This is a genomic window from Zhongshania guokunii (assembly GCF_040892635.1).
GTDB classification, from domain to species: domain Bacteria; phylum Pseudomonadota; class Gammaproteobacteria; order Pseudomonadales; family Spongiibacteraceae; genus Spongiibacter; species Spongiibacter guokunii.
In genome coordinates, this window is sequence record NZ_JBFRYA010000012.1 from 101,079 (window position 1) to 120,494 (window position 19,416).

The 19,416-nt window shown below is 48.9% G+C and carries 16 protein-coding genes and 1 CRISPR repeat array; of the genes, 11 read left to right on the forward strand and 5 right to left on the reverse strand.

Translation table 11 applies throughout. From position 1 onward, the window contains the following. Positions 1–28 precede the first annotated feature (28 nt). Positions 29–229, reverse strand: coding sequence for a type II toxin-antitoxin system VapB family antitoxin (locus AB4876_RS13885; protein WP_368382379.1), 201 nt, complete (start codon positions 227–229; stop codon positions 29–31). Between the two features lie 81 nt (positions 230–310). Between AB4876_RS13885 and cas3f the strand changes: the two genes are divergently transcribed. The 6 genes from cas3f (at position 311) to cas6f (ending at position 7,693) form a co-directional block, all read left to right on the forward strand. Then, positions 311–2,809, forward strand: coding sequence for a type I-F CRISPR-associated helicase Cas3f (gene cas3f, locus AB4876_RS13890; RefSeq protein WP_368382380.1), 2,499 nt, complete (start codon positions 311–313; stop codon positions 2,807–2,809). Continuing rightward, a complete protein-coding gene (locus AB4876_RS13895; protein WP_368382381.1) occupies positions 2,800–3,666 on the forward strand; it encodes a hypothetical protein in 867 nt (288 codons plus the stop codon). Before cas3f ends, AB4876_RS13895 begins: the two co-directional genes overlap by 10 nt. Positions 3,667–3,810: 144 nt before the next feature. Continuing rightward, positions 3,811–5,184 (forward strand): type I-F CRISPR-associated protein Csy1, encoded by a 1,374-nt coding sequence (gene csy1 / locus AB4876_RS13900; protein ID WP_368382382.1) that lies wholly within the window; start codon positions 3,811–3,813, stop codon positions 5,182–5,184. Next, the gene (gene csy2 / locus AB4876_RS13905) at positions 5,181–6,095 is read left to right on the forward strand and encodes a type I-F CRISPR-associated protein Csy2 (protein WP_368382383.1); all 915 of its coding nucleotides are present in this window, start codon (positions 5,181–5,183) and stop codon (positions 6,093–6,095) included. The genes csy1 and csy2 overlap by 4 nt, the downstream gene beginning before the upstream one ends. Positions 6,096–6,106: 11 nt before the next feature. Then, positions 6,107–7,126, forward strand: a complete 1,020-nt coding sequence (csy3, locus tag AB4876_RS13910) for a type I-F CRISPR-associated protein Csy3 (protein WP_368382384.1) — start codon at positions 6,107–6,109, stop codon at positions 7,124–7,126. Positions 7,127–7,129: 3 nt separating this feature from the next. Beyond that, positions 7,130–7,693: a type I-F CRISPR-associated endoribonuclease Cas6/Csy4 gene (cas6f, locus tag AB4876_RS13915; protein WP_368382385.1), complete on the forward strand. Its 564-nt coding sequence runs from the start codon at positions 7,130–7,132 to the stop codon at positions 7,691–7,693. 427 nt (positions 7,694–8,120) lie between these two features. Next, positions 8,121–10,909: direct repeats of the CRISPR family, unit length 28 nt; unit sequence GTTCACTGCCGCACAGGCAGCTTAGAAA. A gap of 229 nt (positions 10,910–11,138) precedes the next feature. Here cas6f and AB4876_RS13920 read toward each other — a convergent pair. Next, entirely contained in the window at positions 11,139–12,278 is a 1,140-nt protein-coding gene (locus AB4876_RS13920) for an epoxide hydrolase family protein (protein WP_368382386.1), read from the reverse strand. 319 nt (positions 12,279–12,597) lie between these two features. On the opposite strand from AB4876_RS13920, the gene AB4876_RS13925 reads away from it, so the two are divergent. From AB4876_RS13925 to AB4876_RS13945, 5 genes are all read left to right on the forward strand, one after another. Further along, a complete protein-coding gene (locus tag AB4876_RS13925) occupies positions 12,598–12,888 on the forward strand; it encodes a Bor family protein (RefSeq protein ID WP_368382387.1) in 291 nt (96 codons plus the stop codon). A gap of 27 nt (positions 12,889–12,915) precedes the next feature. After that, positions 12,916–13,215, forward strand: coding sequence for a Bor/Iss family lipoprotein (locus AB4876_RS13930; protein WP_368382388.1), 300 nt, complete (start codon positions 12,916–12,918; stop codon positions 13,213–13,215). Between the two features lie 183 nt (positions 13,216–13,398). Continuing rightward, positions 13,399–14,910: an exonuclease domain-containing protein gene (locus tag AB4876_RS13935; RefSeq protein WP_368382389.1), complete on the forward strand. Its 1,512-nt coding sequence runs from the start codon at positions 13,399–13,401 to the stop codon at positions 14,908–14,910. Between the two features lie 112 nt (positions 14,911–15,022). Beyond that, positions 15,023–16,201: a pyridoxal-phosphate-dependent aminotransferase family protein gene (locus AB4876_RS13940; RefSeq protein ID WP_368382390.1), complete on the forward strand. Its 1,179-nt coding sequence runs from the start codon at positions 15,023–15,025 to the stop codon at positions 16,199–16,201. Positions 16,202–16,291: 90 nt separating this feature from the next. Beyond that, on the forward strand, positions 16,292–17,137 hold the full coding sequence (locus AB4876_RS13945) for an HDOD domain-containing protein (RefSeq protein WP_368382391.1): 846 nt from the start codon (positions 16,292–16,294) through the stop codon (positions 17,135–17,137). Positions 17,138–17,242: 105 nt separating this feature from the next. Here AB4876_RS13945 and AB4876_RS13950 read toward each other — a convergent pair whose 3' ends face one another. Genes AB4876_RS13950 through ubiG form a run of 3 tightly spaced genes read right to left on the reverse strand, consistent with a single transcriptional unit; the run spans position 17,243 to position 19,415 of the window. Next, a complete protein-coding gene (locus AB4876_RS13950; RefSeq protein ID WP_368382392.1) occupies positions 17,243–18,007 on the reverse strand; it encodes a YciK family oxidoreductase in 765 nt (254 codons plus the stop codon). 14 nt (positions 18,008–18,021) lie between these two features. Next, complete coding sequence (locus AB4876_RS13955; protein ID WP_368382393.1) at positions 18,022–18,687, reverse strand: HAD-IA family hydrolase; 666 nt, start codon at positions 18,685–18,687, stop codon at positions 18,022–18,024. After that, entirely contained in the window at positions 18,687–19,415 is a 729-nt protein-coding gene (gene ubiG / locus AB4876_RS13960; RefSeq protein ID WP_368382394.1) for a bifunctional 2-polyprenyl-6-hydroxyphenol methylase/3-demethylubiquinol 3-O-methyltransferase UbiG, read from the reverse strand. Before ubiG ends, AB4876_RS13955 begins: the two co-directional genes overlap by 1 nt. Position 19,416 lies beyond the last annotated feature (1 nt).

Sequence of the window (19,416 nt, forward strand, 5' to 3'; positions counted from 1 at the left end):
ACAATCAATCAGCTCAAAAGCAGAGCCATTACTTTGCGAGGTCAGTTTGGCGACAAGGAATAGGCTGCAAGTCAGGCTCAGAACTGCCTGAAACGGCCAAGCTACGGGCACTTTCCCCGCCAATCAAGGCGGTAAGGCCTTCATTAAGTAATGCCGATTTATCTTCAATACGGTTTAACCTCGCTGCTTTGATATACAAGGCATCATCGATATTGGGCGTAATACGCATGGCGTCACTCCGCAGATATCAAAAGAAATCTTATTTTATGTCCAAAGTAATGACGACGCCAGTTGGCGGGGATACTGCTAAATGATGGTCACCTTTGTTTCCCAATGCGATAAAAAGGCCATTGCCCGCAGCAGGCGGGTCTTAGATGCCTTTGCCGACCGTATTGGCGACAACACATGGCAAACCGTGATCACCCAAGAGGGTTTGCTGGCGGTTAAGAAGTTACTGCGCAAAACGGCAACAAAGAATACGGCGGTGAGTTGCCATTGGATTCGGAATAGGGCAAGGAGTGAGCTGATTTGGGTGGTTGGGAATAGGACAAAATTTAATGAATTGGGGCGAGTGCCGGTAAATAGCACTGTAAATGATTTATTACACTCCGATTGGGAGAATCAATGGCACCATGCCTACAGTATTCAAGTTCTTGCTGCTTTGGCCGCTTTGCTACATGACCTTGGTAAAGCCACAGTAGGTTTTCAGAAGAAGCTTCATGCAAAGTTCGGTGTAAATAAAGGCGACCCTTATCGGCACGAATGGATTTCATTACATATATTTTTGGCAATGATTAACGGTTGTGGCGATGATGAAGCATGGCTTAAAAGGTTGGTGAACTTTTCTAGCTATATAGCAGGCACACCAGACTGGCTCAGCTCATTAGGCGAAGAAAAGGAAAAGCCAAGGCTTGAATCTGCGCCACCGTTAGCGAAATTACTGGGCTGGCTAATTGTGACCCATCATCGCTTGCCGTTTTACGACGAAAATTACTTTAGCCCAGAAAACCGTAAAGCTCTTAGAGCGAATACCTTTTTGCTCGACAACACAATTACAGACTTTTATGAGCAGTTAAAAGCCGTTGACTACTGGGTTAAAAATCCTAAAAGCATTGAAGGTCGCTCAGATAATGCCGATTTTTGGCAGCTTAAAGCGCCTATAGTAAACAGCAATGTGTGGCAAACCGCCCTAGCCCGTTGGGCGAATAAAGCATTAAACCATGCACCGTTGATTCAGTTAGCTGAAAAGCCGATTAGCGAGCCGTTCATTATGCACTTGGCCCGCTTATGTTTAATGATAGGCGACCATAACTTTTCAAGCCTGAGCCTAGAGCAAAGCCAGCAAGTAAAAGGTGATAAAGCGCTAAAAGATGAGTTGCTGGCGAATACCGATAGAAAGACCGGTCTGCCGAAACAGGCCTTAGATCAGCATCTTTTAGGCGTGGCGCGGTTCTCTGCTCAGTTTGCGAGGATGTTGCCCCAGCTTGCTTTACATTTACCGCCCATAGATAAATTAAAAGCCAAGGCGTTTAACCAGCGTACCAGTGCGTCACGCTTTCAGTGGCAAAATCGTTCGTTTGATCTCGCCACAAAGCTGCAAGCAACCACCCAAAAACAAGGGTTTTTTGGTGTCAATATGGCATCAACCGGCTGCGGTAAAACCTTGGCAAACGCCCGCATCATGCACGCCTTGGCAGACCCTAAGCGAGGCACACGTTTTACCATCGCCTTGGGCCTAAGAGTGTTAACACTACAAACAGGCTTGGCGCTGCGCAAAAGATTAGATTTAGACGAAAGCAACCTTGCAATTTTGGTAGGCAGTGCCGCAAGCCGAAAATTATTTGAATTAAATAATCAATCTGCTGATGAAGATGCCGATGAGTTTGCAAGCGTGGGTAGTGAATCACTGGCAGAATTAGTGGATGAAACCGTAAAATTTGGCGACAGCGGCATTGATAGCTCAATATTGGGCACAGTGATAGAAAACCCAAAAGCACGCGATTTATTGTTCGCCCCCGTCGTTAGTTGCACCATAGATCACATAATAAATGCCAGCGAAAACATCCGTGGCGGAAAACATATTGCCCCAATTTTACGCTTACTAAGCAGTGATTTAATCTTGGACGAGCCAGACGACTTTGGGCAATCAGACCTACCAGCCCTGTCGCGCTTAGTCCATTTGGCGGGTATGTTTGGCAGTCGTGTTTTATTGTCGTCCGCCACCTTAACGCCAGATTTAACCGCCGGATTATTTGCAGCTTATCAAGCAGGGCGCGACATTTGGAATGCACAAACAGGCTTGGTCAAATCTAAGGTGGTTTGTGCATGGTTTGACGAAAATGGCCAAAGCCATTCAGAGTGCTCTCAGGCAGATCAATTTATAGCCCAGCAAGGCGAGTTCGTAACAAAACGAGCGGCCAAATTAGCGAAAGAGCCGCCACGCCGAATAGGCGAAATACTGCCAATTAACTTGCCGCCGCCAGTTGAAGAAAACGACAGAATAAATTTTGGTGCATTGGCGGAGCTGCTATTGGCAGAGGCTAACAATCTACACCACCAGTACCACAACATAGATAAAAGCACAGAAAAAACGGCCAGTGTTGGTTTAATTCGCTGCGCAAATATTGCCCCCATGGTGCGAATAGCGCAGGAGCTGTATCAGTTTTCAGAAACACTTGAAGATACCGAAGTCCATTTATGCTGTTACCACGCAAGGCAACTATTAGTATTAAGAAATAGCCTGGAAACAAAGCTAGACCGCATTCTTGATAGATCAAACGCCGCCAACTTGTTTGACCATTGGCGGTAAATACCAGCCCCCAAAAACACCATGTTTTTATCGTGCTAGCCACACCGGTAGCCGAAGTGGGTAGAGACCACGACTACGATTGGGCAATTGTTGAGCCATCATCAATGCGCTCAATTATTCAATTGGCAGGTCGGGTTTGGCGGCATCGGCCAGAAAAGCAAGCGCAAACACCAAACATAAAAATAATGGCCGCCAATATTGCCGCCTTAAAGTTAGGAAATAATCTAGGCGTAGGTGACGCTGTGTTCACGCGGCCAGGTTTTGAAGAGGCCAAAACGCCGTTTTTACTAAGCACCCATAACGTGGAAAAGCTGATTAGTGAAGAGCAATTGCGGCCCATAACGGCCATTTCAAGAATAACCAAACCCAATGAGCTACAACCCAAAACGCAATTGGCCGATTTAGAGCACGCGGTAATGGCCAGCCTGTTCACCAACCCCAAACGAAACGTGGTAAACGCCTATTGGCAGCCAGACAGTGCCAGCCAAGCCTGCGTACATTTACAGCGTATTAGCCCCTTTAGAGAGCAGGCACAAAAGCAAGATGACTACGTGTGCTTGCCTGATGATAACGCTGAAAGTGGCTTTAGTTTTTATGCGTCTGAATTGGCATGGGCTAGTGGTAGTGATGCGGCCACAGTGAACAGCTGGCTTCGATTTACTGATATTCAGCCATGCAGTACGGTGGTAAAGCCGTGGCTGGGTGAGTCATTAGGTGGTGCGTTAAACGCATTAGCCCAACAACTGGGCGAAGACGAGTTAAAGCCAGTGGCGCTGCGTTATGCCACCGTGTGTTTAGACGAAAAGGCGAAAGGGTGGGCGTTTCATCCTTTGCTTGGATTTTGGGCGGGGAATTAGCTTATGTGGCGCGGATTAAATAGAACGGTGCGTTTGGAAAATAGAGATGAATGGTTAAAAGGCGATGATTTAAATGATTATTGAATAGAGATATTGCTGGATAAGGATGTTCTACTTTCAGCTTAATGTTAACGAGGAGTGTATATGAGTGGAATAAGCTCAAATCAAGTTAGGGACGCTATCGCTGAATTCTTGCAGACCCAACAGAATAAAAAGCTGGAGCCAGAGCTAAAGCGGCTGGATAAAGCTGAAAAAGACAATGACATTGATGCGATTCAGGATGTTAAGGAGGCTATCTCAAAGTTACGGCAAAAGTATGCGCTGGACAATTGGATGGCTAACGCTGCTAACAAAATGGCAGCGGAGCTAAATTTTGGTACGCATATCGCCAAGGGCGTTCATCCTGATTCTAAAGGCGATAATGTTAATTTTCGTGATGAGCGTGAATTGCCTATAGGGTTGATTGGGTCTCAAACTCTAGGCAGCTTAGCGCTAGATGCCAATGGTAATGCTGCATCTTTACCCTTGGCGTCATTTTTCAATGTGCTTGTCGATGAAAAATCAGGCCTTACTTTACGTGATTTAATTTTGCAAAATCACGCCGCTTTAGCGGGTGCATTTTCAACTACGCCAGAAAACTCAAAGGCATACCAAGCTAAATTTAAAGCGGCCTTGAGTAATGAGCAAAGCCAACCCTCAACAGATGAGCGCAATAAGCAATTACTTTGGCCCAGCACTGAAAATGCAGCGCAAACGAATGAATATACCACCTTGGTACCTCTCCATCCTTCGGCGCTAACCCATGCGGTATTCCAAAAGTTGAATGATATTCGCTATAGCGAAGCCAATAAAGAAGCGCGAGACAATCGCAAAAAGAAAACGGCAGAACAGGCTGCTTATGTGTCTATTAGTGATTTAGCAGTAAAGAAACTTGGGGGCACAAAACCCCAAAATATAAGCCAGTTAACCAGTGGGCAGGGTGGGCGGAGCTATTTGCTACCCTCATTGCCACCAGAGCTAAAACCGCAGCGTGAATTTAGCTTGAGTAAAAACCAGGCCACCATTTTTAACAACAGCCTGCGTTATCAGTGTTACTTAGGTTTGCAGCAGCTTTTTATTGTTGTGAGATCGGTTAAAAATACCGTGGAATGGCGAGATCAGCGCAAGGAAGCAATAGATGTTATTTTGGCCGAAATTTTAGTTTTGGCCGACAAAGTTCAGCGCCAATATGTCGCGGGCTGGAGTAAGGACTATCAGCTTGATATGGCCGAAAAATATTGGCTAGACCCACAGCGAGCCGACATAGAGGGAGAGGAGGTTTTTGCTGAGCGCAGAGAGAGCGAGGATTGGGCTAGAACCATTGAACAAAATTTTTCACTTTGGCTAAACGATATTTTAAAACGAAAATTCCCCAGTAAGAAATATGAATTTGCCGATGCCGAATACACCGAATGGGTACGAGAAATGCGTGACGCTATAAAAGCCAGCCAACGTGCAGGGCAAGGAGTATTTATATGACGCATACCAGCTACTTATTGTTAGATCGCCTAGAGATACAGGCTGCAAATACAATCTCTAGCCCACTGACGTATGGCTTTCCGGCTATTACAGGTTTTGTTGGTGCAATACACGCGCTGGGTAGAAGGCTCCCAGCAGAAAACGGCATTAGTTTAGGTGGTGTGTTGATTGCTTCGCATCAATGCAGTGTTCAGCAATATCGCCCCCATAGCTACGCGGATTACACCTTTAACCAAACCCGAAACCCGATTAAAAAGGACGGCAAGACAGCAGCTATTGTTGAAGAAGGTAAGGTTAATTTAACGGTCAGCTTGGTTATTGAAGTCAATATTGACCGCCAAGCCCACAAGGCTTTAAGAGAAAGCGCCGATGAGTTTGAACAAACGATTAAGCAGCTAATTATGCAGCAGCGTATAGCCGGTGGCAGCGTGTTCAATATGCGGTCTATTAAATGGTTTGAATCTACCAGTAGAGACTTACAACGCGCTTTATTGCCTGCTTTTGTATTGATGGATGCACAAAATGATCTTGCTGAAATTACGGAGGAAATACGGAAAAATCAGCCACAAGCAACAGCCTTGGATGCTTTGATTGATGTTGAAACCATGCATCATATTCCGCCTGACACAGAGCAAAAAGAAACCGAGTGGCGAGCGACCAGTGTAAAAACAGGGCGTGGTTGGCTAGTGCCTATTCCCATAGGTTTTCAGGGCATTGCACCATTAATTGCACCGAGCCAGCTTGCCAATAGCCGCAACCCAGAATACCCCAGCCAATATGTTGAGTGTGTTTATAGCTTGGGTAAGTGGGTGTTTCCCTATCGCTTGAATGATTTAAGTGCCTGCTTTTGGCGTTATAGCCAACCACAAAACAATCTTTATTTAGTAACACAAACCAACGATAAACTTTAAGGAAGAAATTTATGAGTGATTTAAAAACTGCTAGCGTGTTGGCTTTTGAACGTAACTTGGATATTTCAGACGCTTTCTTTTGGCAGCGTGACAGTGCAGGTGATGGGGCTTTACCTACACCTGTAACGGTTAAAGAAAAATCGGTGCGCGGTACAATTTCTAACCGTTTAAAAAATGCGATAGCCAGCGACCCCGTAAAACTTGATGCTGAAATTGAAAAGGCCAATTTGCAACGCGTAGATGTTGCTTCCCTAGAGGTGGGCAAGGATACCTTGGTGGTTAAATGGAGTTGCAAGGTATTACCATTCACCGGAAGCCCTAGTGTATGTAACGATCCAGCTTATAAAGTTGCTTTAGAGCAAGTGGTAAAAGGTTATTTACAAGAACAAGGCGTATCAACCCTAGCAAAACATTACGCTATGAATATGGCCAATGCTCGCTGGTTATGGCGCAACCGCTTAGGATCAGAATCAGTAAAAGTTACGGTTGAATGCACTGTGGCTGATACCAAGCACACAATTATCTTTGATGACGCCAAAGTATTTTCACTTAATGATTTTTCTACGGAATCAACTGAACTTAACCAGTTGGCCGAATTGATTGAGCAGGGCTTGAAAGGCGAGTTGTTCGTTTTGTTGTATGTGAAAGGCGAGGCAATGGTAGGTTATGGACAAGAGGTGTTTCCATCACAAGAATTGATTCTTGATACAGGTAGTACCAAAAGTAAGGTGCTTTATGTTAATAACGAAGTGAGCAAGCAGGCAGGCATGCATTCTCAAAAAATTAGCAATGCCATTCGTACCATAGATATGTGGTACAGCGAAGACGCTCAATTTCCCATTGCAATTGAACCTTATGGCGCAGTAACCACTTTGGGCACTGCTTTTAGACAACCAAAACAAAAGCTGGATTTTTACAGCCTGTTCGATAAATGGGTATTAAAAGGTGAAAAACCTGATATTGCTAACCAGCATTACGTGATGGCTGTCTTAATTCGTGGTGGCGTATTTGGTGCAAGTGGCAAGGAGTAGAGCATGGATAGCTATTTCGATATTAAAGCACTACCCAATGCTGAAATTCTGCAATCAGCAGTTATTGCACATTTGATGCAAAAACTGCATAGGGTGCTGCCGCAATACTGTGGACGAATTGGCTTGTCGTTTCCCGCCTACGGGCAGCAAAGAACCTTAGGCGGAATTATTCGGGTGCTTGGTGTTAAAAGTGATGTAGAGCAAATTTTTCAGCAGCTAAGTGATATGGCTGCTGTTAAAGATTATGGGCTAATTACACAAGTAAATGTAATACCTTTGTCGGTCACAAAACACGTCTTTTTCACACGAGTACACGCCAAAGGGAAAAGCCGTTTTGAGCGTTTAAAGAAACGGCATTTGCAAAGAGGTACTTGGACAAGCGAGTTAGAAGTCGCTGCATTAGACAAGATGAAGCAACCACTTCATTTACCACATGTCAGCTTAAAAAGTGCTAGTACCGGCGAAAATTTTCTACTTTTTTTAAATAGGCGTATGGCTGGGCAGCCAATAGAAGGGGTATTTAATGGCTACGGCATTTCCAAAACTGCCACAGTCCCTTGGTTTTGATACGAGTAAGAGGAGTTGTAGCAATCTGCTACAACTCCTCTGGTAGCGTATATCAGGTGCGGAAGAAGGTGGACATTCTGTTCCAGAAACAAAGTTCGCGAATGGATTCCGCGTACCTTGAAAAACATCAGACAAGTGTTGCCCTTATGCGATGGTATTTACTTGCTCGACAACTCTCGTTCAGATAACCCATTCAAGCAAATTGCCGTGCTTGGTGACGGTCTAGTTACAGCTATACAATAGCCACTTCCTCAATGGGCAGATGGTCTATTGATGGACTATTTAACTGAGTAAATACCAAAATTTTTTCCGCTCTTTAAAAATCTATAAAATTCAACTAGTTGTAGTTTAGGTGAAATGCTAGGGTATTTGCACGCAAACTTACCTAAGTACCTGTTGCAGCTATTTTTTTGTGCTGTAAAATTCAGTTCACTGCCGCACAGGCAGCTTAGAAACGCTCGATGGCGTGACAATGATGGAAGACGTTGTTCACTGCCGCACAGGCAGCTTAGAAATCAGAAATATCACAAAGGCCGGTATAGACCGAGTTCACTGCCGCACAGGCAGCTTAGAAATTGGCTATTGCTGCCGCTTTGTTCGCCTTCGCGTTCACTGCCGCACAGGCAGCTTAGAAATAAAACAACGACACCAAGGATTGCCAGAAGATGTTCACTGCCGCACAGGCAGCTTAGAAATATTAGATTTAAACGACCACTTGTTTTGCGCCGTTCACTGCCGCACAGGCAGCTTAGAAAACACTAACCATGTATTGGGATTTAGAGCTAGAGTTCACTGCCGCACAGGCAGCTTAGAAACAAGGTTGGCCATGGCGGCAAAGACAGCAACTGTTCACTGCCGCACAGGCAGCTTAGAAAGATGGATAAAATCTTAGACAAACTCTGGAATTGTTCACTGCCGCACAGGCAGCTTAGAAAAGTAAGTCGCACCAGTAATCCAACTGCCGCCCGTTCACTGCCGCACAGGCAGCTTAGAAATGATAGCTCGGGCAATAGCCGCAAATCGAACAGTTCACTGCCGCACAGGCAGCTTAGAAATTGCACAAACGCTATTGCGCCACCAGTTAAGCGTTCACTGCCGCACAGGCAGCTTAGAAACTAAAAGCCCAGGGCGACTACACCGCCGCTGCGTTCACTGCCGCACAGGCAGCTTAGAAAACTTGTCTATCCACAGGGGATACCCAGGGGAGGTTCACTGCCGCACAGGCAGCTTAGAAAACAGGCCGCGCGGGTATTCGTAATCGACTTCGGTTCACTGCCGCACAGGCAGCTTAGAAAAGCGGGTCTAGGCACAGTTCGTATAGCGCCCCGTTCACTGCCGCACAGGCAGCTTAGAAAAAAGAAAGCGCAGAGCGCCAGCTTGATGTAAGGTTCACTGCCGCACAGGCAGCTTAGAAATGTTCAGCCGTCGCGAGGAGATAGTGCCAGGCGTTCACTGCCGCACAGGCAGCTTAGAAATGTTTCAAATTCAAGTTCAAACACGCTCATAAGTTCACTGCCGCACAGGCAGCTTAGAAAAGACAGCACTATTAGGGATGTTGGTTGGGATCGTTCACTGCCGCACAGGCAGCTTAGAAACAAAGTGCGACAGCGATAATACATACATAAAGGTTCACTGCCGCACAGGCAGCTTAGAAAGTCTCAGCGACGTGCAGCATTTCGTCATCCATGTTCACTGCCGCACAGGCAGCTTAGAAATCGAAATCGTGCTGATACAGCATTGCCGCGATGTTCACTGCCGCACAGGCAGCTTAGAAAAACAACTATGCCAAATTGAGTATCGTAGAACAGTTCACTGCCGCACAGGCAGCTTAGAAAGCACTGAGGTGGTGAGTACATTCGCAGGCGAGGTTCACTGCCGCACAGGCAGCTTAGAAATGATGATTGGGTGCGGATTCACAACAGTGCGGGTTCACTGCCGCACAGGCAGCTTAGAAAACTTACGCACAAAAAAACAGACAGCAGTTAGCGTTCACTGCCGCACAGGCAGCTTAGAAAATAACCGGAACGCACAACCAATATTCGTTCTTGTTCACTGCCGCACAGGCAGCTTAGAAAACTATGGTTTGCGGTAGTCTCGAAAATCTTGTGTTCACTGCCGCACAGGCAGCTTAGAAAGTACTCTTCGCGGCTTAGGTCTGTTAGGCGTCGTTCACTGCCGCACAGGCAGCTTAGAAAGCGAACTGGTTGTGTCGGCTGACAAGGCTGCGGTTCACTGCCGCACAGGCAGCTTAGAAATGCCGTTCCGACCAAAAACATATAAATATCAGGTTCACTGCCGCACAGGCAGCTTAGAAAACTGCGGCGCTGCTGGCGTTCCGGCTATTGATGTTCACTGCCGCACAGGCAGCTTAGAAAATTGCCTCGGTAACCGCTGCAAGCTTTTGGGAGTTCACTGCCGCACAGGCAGCTTAGAAATTTCTGAAAGGGGCGCAGGTTCTTGGGTGCACGTTCACTGCCGCACAGGCAGCTTAGAAAGCAGCGCAATAACCGCGGCGAATTAAAAATGCGTTCACTGCCGCACAGGCAGCTTAGAAAAGTAGAAATGACAGTGAGTGCCATGGGTGGTCGTTCACTGCCGCACAGGCAGCTTAGAAAGCCAAGAGGAGATCACGCGGATTCGCTGGGCTGTTCACTGCCGCACAGGCAGCTTAGAAAACCGAACAACCGCATTAACAGCCACACCAGTGGTTCACTGCCGCACAGGCAGCTTAGAAACTAGGCCACAGCACCAAAGAGAGCGCACGCATTGTTCACTGCCGCACAGGCAGCTTAGAAATCTAAAATGGACTAAGCAACATCACGCTCATGGTTCACTGCCGCACAGGCAGCTTAGAAAAATTAAAAATGCTGGCCGGCACCGCCCTAGAAGTTCACTGCCGCACAGGCAGCTTAGAAAATGCGGCGTTGTTGCCGATTGTGATTGTGACGGTTCACTGCCGCACAGGCAGCTTAGAAATAGTGTGGATGTTGGTTTGTCGAAGATGAGGGGTTCACTGCCGCACAGGCAGCTTAGAAAACGCATTGAAATGTCTGCCCGCCCCGCAAAAGGTTCACTGCCGCACAGGCAGCTTAGAAATATAGCCGTGCTTGCAAGTGTCAAACTACACTGTTCACTGCCGCACAGGCAGCTTAGAAACTGTTGAGTAAGACACTTGCACTCCTCAAATTGTTCACTGCCGCACAGGCAGCTTAGAAAAAAGGAGGCGCTTAAGGGGCTTGTCGCTCAGTAAGGACTGGCCGCACAGCATAGGCAAGAGACTCTGCCAGCCTTGGTATCTATGAAATGCGTTCCCGCTGAAGAGGTGTTGGAATGGATGTGGAGCGGGGCTACGGTCGACGAGTTACCGAGGCTCTAAAAATGAATTTGATCTTCTAGTTAGAGCCGGAATTAAGTACAGGGCTTTTCACAAACCCTGTACTATCAACTACCTAATTTTCGCAAAGCAGCTTCGTACCTCATTAACAAAAATTTCGGGTTGTTCAAAAGCGGCAAAGTGTCCGCCTTTTTCTACTTCGTTCCAGTGGATTAGATTTTGGTGAATGCGCTCGGCCCATTTGCGTGCAGGGCGGAACAGCTCTTTTGGGAAAATTGTGATGCCGCAGGGCATGGTCATTGGCTCGGCAAAAATGCTTTCGAAACTTTCCCAGTATAAGCGGGCTGATGAGGCGCCGCTGTTAGTTAGCCAGTAGATGCTGATGTCGTCGAGCATTTGATCGGTCGTGAGTGCGTCTTCTGGGCGGCCGTTATTGTCGGTCCAACGATGGAATTTTTCGTATATCCACGCCGCTTGTGCTGCGGGGGAGTCGGCTAAACCATAGCCGACTGATTGTGGCCGTGACTTTTGAATCATGGCGTAGCCAGAGTCGGAGTCGAAATAGTATTGAATATCTGCCAATGCTTTTTGATCGCGTTCGCTAAGGGAGGCTAAGTCCTCTTCTGAGGGTTGTGCTAGTGCCATGTTGATGTGGATCGCTAGGCATTGTGGCGGGTGTATATGGCCTATAGCGCTGGTTACGCCAGAGCCCCAGTCACCGCCCTGGGCAACAAATTCCGCATATTCTAGGCGGGCCATGAGGCTGATCCACGCCTTGGCAATACGCTCTAGTCCCCAGCCGGTGCAGCTTGGCTTGCCTGAAAAACCGTAGCCGGGCAGTGAGGGAATGACTAAGTGAAAGGCGTCTTCCGCTTTGCCGCCGTGGGCGGTGGGGTTGGTTAGCGGACCAATAACCTTCATAAATTCGAGTATTGAACCGGGCCAGCCGTGGGTCATGATCATGGGCATGGCGTTTTCGTGCGGCGAGCGAATGTGCAAAAAGTGTATTTCTAGACCGTCGATCTCGGTAGTGAACTGGGGGTGGGCATTGATTTCGCGTTCGCAGCGGCGCCAGTCGTACTGGTTTTGCCAGTAGTCGCAAAGTGATTGTACTGCGTTTAAGGGCGCGCCTTGGCTCCAGTCGTCGACCGGCTCTTTGTTTGGCCAGCGGGTATTGGCCAGTCGAGCTTTGAGGTCGTCGAGTTGGGTCTGTGGTATATCTATTTTAAAAGGCTTGATTAGCTTGCTCATGCTGGTCACTCATCTTTTGGCGTTATTTTGGTTAGCTTTGGTACGCATGCGAAGTAGTATTAAATCACATTTAGCGCTTGCGGGGTAAAGGCTATTGTCGCTATTCTTGCGCGGCACAGGTATGTGAGCGGTTGATGCTAGGGAATTGGCGATACTCCTTTCGGTTTATCTATTTATTTCAGTCCATGATGACAGCGATGAATATCTTTTTAGGTATTTTTGGCTGGTGTCTGCGATGTCTCTCAGTTACTTCGGCTTTCAGGCTTGGCATTCGGTAATGCGCCGTCTACGTCTAATATGATTTGTAACAAGGATATTCATGAAAAAACAATTTACAACAGTGTTTCTGGCGCTGTCTCTGGGGGCCTGTTCTACGGTGACGATTAATCCCAGTTCTTCGGCAAAGCTTTCTTCTGAGCCAAGCTATCAGCAGCGGAAGAATTTTTTCTTTTGGGGTTTGGCTGGTGAGCATCGCGTTGATGTTACAGCTGTTTGTGCTCAGCAGAATGTAGCGCAAATGCAGTCTCAGCAAACCTTTGTTGATGGCCTTTTAGGTGCTGTTACTTTGGGTATTTACGCTCCACATAGCGTTAAAGTTTGGTGTAATTAATCCTCGGTGAATAGGGAAGAAAAGGTTATGTATTTGAAACGTATTGCTGTTTTTGCGTTGTTGCTAGCAAGCGCTGGTTGTACCACTATACACTTTGATAATGGCACGCCAAACGAAGCTAAAATTGTTACTGAGCAGTGGCATCACAATGCTATTTTGGCTTTGGTAGAGGTGAGTGACCCGGTTAATCTTAGTGAGGAATGCGGCTCTAGTACTTGGTCTTCTGTAGAGACTGAACTTAGCTTTTTAAATGCATTTGCTAGTGGCTTTGTGAACTTTGTGTTGCCAGTCTGGTACCCGAAAACTGTTGAAGTTAGCTGTAACTGATTAGTAAACATCCTCCTCAGCCTCTGTTATTGCGGTTTGTAATAGCAGAGGCTTTGCAATTCTTTTCTCATTGATTTAGCTGGCACCATTTGGCTTAAAGTAAAACAAATTGGGTAGCATATCGTTAGGTGGTTTATCATTGCTGAAATGTATTCACTTTAGGTTGATAACCATGAGATTGGCTTGCCACCGTACTTTGTTGCTCACAGTGCTGCGCGTCGCGTTCGCGATGCGGGGTGTGGAGTGCTAGCAAATTACCGCTTCGCCCTGGTCGATCTAGAGACTACCGGCGGACAAGCAGATCACGATCAGATTATGGAGGCGGCGGTTCGCTTAATAGATGGCGAGCGTGAACTCGAATGGCAGTCGCTGCTTGATCCCGGCTGCGCGGTGCCGAGCTTTATTCAGGGGCTAACCGGTATCCATAGCAGTATGGTTAGAGGTAAGCCGAGTTTTTCCCAGGTGGAGGAGACCCTGTGGTCGTATTTGGATGAGGCTATCTTGGTGGCCCATAACGCCCGCTTTGACGCGGGATTTTTGCGCGCTAATTTTGCGCGTGTTGGTCGCGACTATCAGCCCCGCGTTTTGTGTACTTTAAAACTGGCTCGAACGCTTTACCCTGAGTGGCCACGTCATGGCTTAGAGGCCATTTGCGAACGCATAGGCTTTTATTCTGAGGTTCATCACCGCGCCATGGCGGATGTGGATGCGATGAAGGCCTTTCTCGATTACGCCCGCGCCGACAAAGGGGAGGCGGTGTTTAATTTTGAAGTGGGTTTACTGGTTGGCTTACCGGTGTTACCGCCGTCGATTAGTCAGGAGGAGGTGGACGCGATTCCCTGTCTGCCTGGTATTTATCGATTGCGGGGCGAGGCAGGAGAGTTATTGTATTTGGGCAGTGCTAGCTCGCTTCAGACACAGGTGCTCAGGCACTTTGAAAACTCCGCCGGAGACAGCAAAGCTGTAAAACTAGCGCGGCGGATTTATAGAGTTGAGTGGCAGGCCTTAGCAGGAAATTTGTCTGTGGGGCTGCATTATAGTTCTGCGCTGCGCTTTGAAAAGCCGTTGATGCAGCGCCGCGCTAAAGCCTTGGGGAGAGCCTGCTGCGCGCGTTTTATTAGCGCCGCAAACGGCGATGTACAGCTGCGTCTGCGGTCGGGCCTGCCGGCGAATATAGCGGAAACCGGCGAGGTCCTTGCGCTGTTTCGCGACCGCAAACACGCTAAGTCCCGTATTGCGGAGTTGGCGGTAGAGCATCAATTATGCCCGCGGCGCTTGGGTGTAATTGCTGATTGTGAAGAATGTGAGTGCGGTGCCTGCGTCTCAGATATTGGCGCCAACGACGGTGGTGGCATGCAAGCAATAGCGGCTGTAAAAGCTGCGCTGACGGGTTATTTGTATGAGCCGTGGCCGTTTACCGAGCCGGTGTTGATTTATGAGCAGAATGCAGCAGGTAATAGCGAATGGCATTTGGTGGATGACTGGCGACATTACGGCAGTTTTATTTGGGATGCGAAATTGACGCAGTTATTGGAATTTGGCGATAGTGCTACGCCGCTGAGTTTGGCGGCTGCGAGTTTGCGCTGCAAGCAGCCTAAAGAATTGCAATATGAACATTACCGCCTATTGCGGGCTTTTCGGAATGAATTGTGGTGGTTGCCGCTATCGCAATTTACTGAGCAGAGTGCCAAGTGAACTCGGTCTCTACCCTTGCGTGCTATTGGGGTATAATCGCCGTCAACATCGTCGTTCTAATTAAAACAGCCGCTTGCGTATACAGCGTAGCAGCCGATCAGTGAGATTTTTTATGGCTATTTCTTCGTTTCATCCTCCACTTCGCACCTTGATGGGCCCTGGTCCTTCAGACGTACACCCACGTATTCTTGAGGCGCTGGGGCGGCCAACATTGGGGCATCTTGACCCCTTGTTTGTTGGCATGATGGATGAAACCAAAGAGTTGTTGAAATACGCCTTCCAAACTAGCAATGAATTGACCTTGCCAATTTCTGCGCCTGGGTCTGCAGGTATGGAGGCGTGTTTTGTTAATTTGCTAGAGCCTGGTGATAAAGCTTTGGTGTGTGTGAACGGCGTGTTCGGCAATCGTATGATTGAGAATGTTACTCGCTGTGGCGCCACTGCTATTCGTTTAGATTTTGCTTGGGGCACAGCAGTAGACCCTGCAGCAGTAGAAGCGGCCTTAAAAGAACATAGTGATATTAAGCTGCTGGCCTTTGTCCACGCCGAAACTTCGACCGGTGCATTGAGTGATGCAGAGGCGCTGTGTGGCCTAGCTAAGCAGTACGGCTGCCTGAGCATTGTCGATGCAGTTACCTCTATGGGCGGAGTGCCGTTGCTGGTTGATCAGTGGCAAGCTGATGCAGTCTACTCCGGCAGCCAAAAGTGCTTGTCTTGCACACCAGGTTTGTCGCCAGTGACCTTTAGCCCCGCAGCGGTAGCGGCGATAAAAGCGCGTAAGCACCCAGTGCAGAGCTGGTTTTTAGACATGAATTTGATTCTTGGTTACTGGGGTGAGGGCGGCAAGCGCGCTTATCATCACACTGCGCCGGTCAATGCCTTATACGGCTTGCATGAGTCGCTGGTTATGCTGCAGGAAGAGGGGCTGGAGAATGCTTGGCAACGTCATGCGACTATGCACCGAGCCTTAGCCGCGGGCCTAGAAAGCTTGGGAGTCGAGTTCGTGGTGGCGGCTGAGCAACGTTTGCCGCAGCTCAATAGTGTCTATATTCCGGCGGGTGTAGACGACGCCACAACACGTCAGTATTTGCTTGCTAACCACAGTCTTGAAATTGGTGCTGGCTTGGGAGATCTCGCGGGTAAGGTTTGGCGTATCGGCTTGATGGGTTACAGCGCAAAACCTGAAAATATTCGCTTGCTGCTATCGGCATTGGCCGCCGCGATGCAGGCGCAGGGCTATGAGTGTGACGCTCAGGCGGCACTTGCTGCTGCGGATGCGATGCTGGTCTAAATTTAGTGTTTATAGAATTCCGTGCAGAGGCGAATTATCTGCTAATCTTCAGTTGTCTTTGTTGATGAGTGCTTTGATGTGAGTGTAGATGTGAGTGAAAGGAATCCCTTGATAGAGCAGATTCGCAGCGATTTGCTACAGGCGATCGAAAATGATTCAGTGGTGCTGCCGACCCTGCCGGAGGTCGCCCTAGAAATTCGTGAGGCGGCCAGCGACCCCGAGGTCAATATTGGCATGCTTGCGACGATTATTGAGAACGATAGCTCAATTGCGGCAAGGATTTTACGGGTTGCAAATAGCTCTCTACTCCGCGGCTTGCAGCCGATCAATGATGTGAAAGGCGCAATTGGTCGGATTGGCTTGGGTTATACCAGTACCTTGGTGACGACCTTGGCCATGCAGCAAATCTTTCTGTCTACCAAAGAGTCGCTGAATCAGCGCATGCGCAGTATTTGGGTGCAAAGTACCGATGTGGCGGCAATATCCAATACCTTGGCAAAATCCCAGGTTCACCTCAAGCCTGAGTTGGCCACCCTTGCGGGTATTATCCATCAGATTGGCGCGCTACCAATTTTGTCTTATGCCGTTGGTCGTGGCTTTTTGCGCGATCATCCCGAGTTATTGGATCAGGCGCTATTAAGTTTGAGTCCAGAGGTCGGGCGTCGAATTTTAGAGGTGTGGGGCTTTGCTGAGGAGTTGATTGCAGTACCTGAAGGCTGCGCTGACTTTAAGCGTGACATTAAAGTGGCGGATTATGCCGATATCGTTACCGTGGCGAGACTTCAAACCTATGTAGGAACCGAGCATCCTCTAGCAGAAGTTGATTGGACAGAAGTCAGTGCATTTGCACGCTTGGGGCTGCCGGTTATTCCGGGCGAGGGCGACGAAGCCTATCAGCAGCAAATCGAATTGATGCAGGGTTTGCTTCGCGACTAGTGAGCTGTACTGCGCTGCAAGGTGATCGCTTCACCTAGCAGCGCGTTTTCCCTCTTTTTATATCCTTTTGTGACTGCTTTGCCAAAAGACTTGCCTTGTAATGTCTTAGTCTTTTGGCTGTGCGTCAAACTGCTGGCCGTTTACCTTGGCGCTGGCATCGCTCATTAAATACAAATACAGCGGCATAATGGCCTCGGGTAGTGGATTGTCCTGTGGGTTCTCACCTGGATAGGCGGTGCGGCGCATTACAGTTTGGGTGGCGCCGGGGTTGATAGTGTTTACTCGAGTGTTGTTTAGCTCAAACTCTTCGTCGGCTAAGACCTGCATAAAACCTTCGGTGGCGAATTTAGATACCGCGTAGGCGCCCCAAAAAGCGCGGCCTTTGCGACCGACGCTGGATGAGGTTAGCACGACGGAGGCAGAGTCGGCTGCGGCCAGCATGGGCAGTAGGGCTTGGGTCATCATAAAGGCTGCGGTGATATTGACGTGCAATACGTCGTCCCAGCTGTCGATCGTTGTTTGTGCCAAAGTACGGCGTTGGCCGAGTATGCCGGCGTTGTGAAGCAGGCCGTCAAGGCGACCAAATTCCCGCTCAATGGTATTGGCCAGTTCTTCGTAATCTTTCATCACCGCGCCGCGCAAATGCACTGGGTAAATAGCCGCTTGCGGGTAGCCGGCGGCTTCGATCTCGTCGTAGACCGCTTCCAGTTTTTCGACGGTGCGGCCCAGTAAAATGACGGTGGCGCCGTGTTTGGCATAAGTCAGTGCGGCGGCGCGACCAATACCGTCGCCGGCACCGGTGACGAGAATAGTTTTACCGGCAAGGCATTCGGGGGTGGCGTTGAAATCGCTGGGCAGGCTTAAGGGCACGGAATATCCTCGGATTAAGACGTATGCAGTTGGTTAATTAAGGGAATTAAATCTAGGGCTTGGGCAACAAGGTAATCTGCGGCCCAGCTTTCGGCGCTGTCACCGGCTGAAACATAGCCGTAAGCGCAGGCCACGGTGCGCATGCTGGCATTGCGGCCGGCGTCGATGTCGCGGCGGTGGTCGCCTACATAAATGGTGTGCGCGGGCAGGCAGTCGATTTCTTTGCAGGCCAAGTAGATCGGTTCTGGGTGCGGCTTGCGATTTGTGACGTGGTCTGGGCAAATCGCGGTGGCGCAGCGCTGGTCTAGGCCCATCGCGGCGAGCAGTGGCTCAGTGAAGCGGGCGGGCTTATTGGTGACGATGCCCCATTTCATGCCGAGTGATTCTATGTGCGTCAAAACTTCGCTCATGCCGGGGAAGAGCGTGGTGCTAACCGCGAGCTGGGCCAAGTAGCGGTCGAGAAATTCATCAAGTAGGGCTTGGAAACCCGCATCGCCTTCTTGCTGTTCAAAGCCGAGGCTGACCACCGCGCGGGCACCATCGGACACTCGTTTGCGCACCTTGTCATAACTCTGCGGCGCTAATTCGCGCTCGCTGAGCATGGCGTTTAATACCGCGGTAAAATCCACTGCGGTATCAAGCAGGGTGCCATCTAGGTCAAATAATACAGCCTTTAACATTACAGTGGCTTCTTAACGTGAATCATATAATTCACATCAACATCGTTGTCGTTCAGGCGGTAGGTGCGCAGTATTGGGTTATAGGTTAAACCCGTCATATGCTGTAGTTGCAAGTCAGCTTGGCGCACCCAGTTAGCCAGCTCGGCGGGGCGAATAAAGCGGCTGAAGTCATGAGTGCCACGGGGTAGCATTTTTAATAAATATTCAGCGCCGACAATGGCGAACATAAAGGCTTTGGGATTGCGGTTGATGGTAGAAAAATAAATATCGCCACCGGGTTTGCAGAGTTTGGCGCAGGCGCGAATTACCGAGGATGGGTCGGGTACGTGCTCCAGCATTTCCAGGCAGGTGACCACGTCGTAGCTGCCGGCTTCTGCTTCGGCGAGTTCTTCGGCGGTAATTTGTAAATACTCAACCTTGGTGCCTGACTCCAGCTGGTGCATGCGGGCAACGCTGAGGGGCGTCTCGCCCATGTCGATGCCTTTTACTGTGGCACCGCGCTGGGCCATGGATTCAGACAGTATGCCGCCGCCGCAGCCGATATCGACAACCTTGCGCTCGGCCAGCGGTGAGCGCTCGTCAATATAGTTAACTCGCAGTGGGTTGATGTCGTGCAGGGGTTTGAATTCGCTGTTGCGGTCCCACCAGCGGTGGGCGAGTTCTTCAAATTTGGCGATTTCCGCGGGGTCGACATTATTGCCTGCGCTGTTTGATTGAGCCTGCTGCATT

What these genes read in the sequence shown, in the direction of transcription:
- AB4876_RS13940 (WP_368382390.1), top strand. Translation starts at nt 15,023, where the DNA reads ATGGCTATTTCTTCGTTTCATCCTCCACTTCGCACCTTGATGGGCCCT.
- AB4876_RS13955 (WP_368382393.1), bottom strand. Translation starts at nt 18,687, where the DNA reads ATGTTAAAGGCTGTATTATTTGACCTAGATGGCACCCTGCTTGATACC.
- csy2 (WP_368382383.1), top strand. Translation starts at nt 5,181, where the DNA reads ATGACGCATACCAGCTACTTATTGTTAGATCGCCTAGAGATACAGGCT.
- csy1 (WP_368382382.1), top strand. Translation starts at nt 3,811, where the DNA reads ATGAGTGGAATAAGCTCAAATCAAGTTAGGGACGCTATCGCTGAATTC.
- ubiG (WP_368382394.1), bottom strand. Translation starts at nt 19,415, where the DNA reads ATGCAGCAGGCTCAATCAAACAGCGCAGGCAATAATGTCGACCCCGCG.
- cas3f (WP_368382380.1), top strand. Translation starts at nt 311, where the DNA reads ATGATGGTCACCTTTGTTTCCCAATGCGATAAAAAGGCCATTGCCCGC.
- AB4876_RS13885 (WP_368382379.1), bottom strand. Translation starts at nt 229, where the DNA reads ATGCGTATTACGCCCAATATCGATGATGCCTTGTATATCAAAGCAGCG.
- AB4876_RS13930 (WP_368382388.1), top strand. Translation starts at nt 12,916, where the DNA reads ATGTATTTGAAACGTATTGCTGTTTTTGCGTTGTTGCTAGCAAGCGCT.
- csy3 (WP_368382384.1), top strand. Translation starts at nt 6,107, where the DNA reads ATGAGTGATTTAAAAACTGCTAGCGTGTTGGCTTTTGAACGTAACTTG.
- AB4876_RS13925 (WP_368382387.1), top strand. Translation starts at nt 12,598, where the DNA reads ATGAAAAAACAATTTACAACAGTGTTTCTGGCGCTGTCTCTGGGGGCC.
- cas6f (WP_368382385.1), top strand. Translation starts at nt 7,130, where the DNA reads ATGGATAGCTATTTCGATATTAAAGCACTACCCAATGCTGAAATTCTG.
- AB4876_RS13920 (WP_368382386.1), bottom strand. Translation starts at nt 12,278, where the DNA reads ATGAGCAAGCTAATCAAGCCTTTTAAAATAGATATACCACAGACCCAA.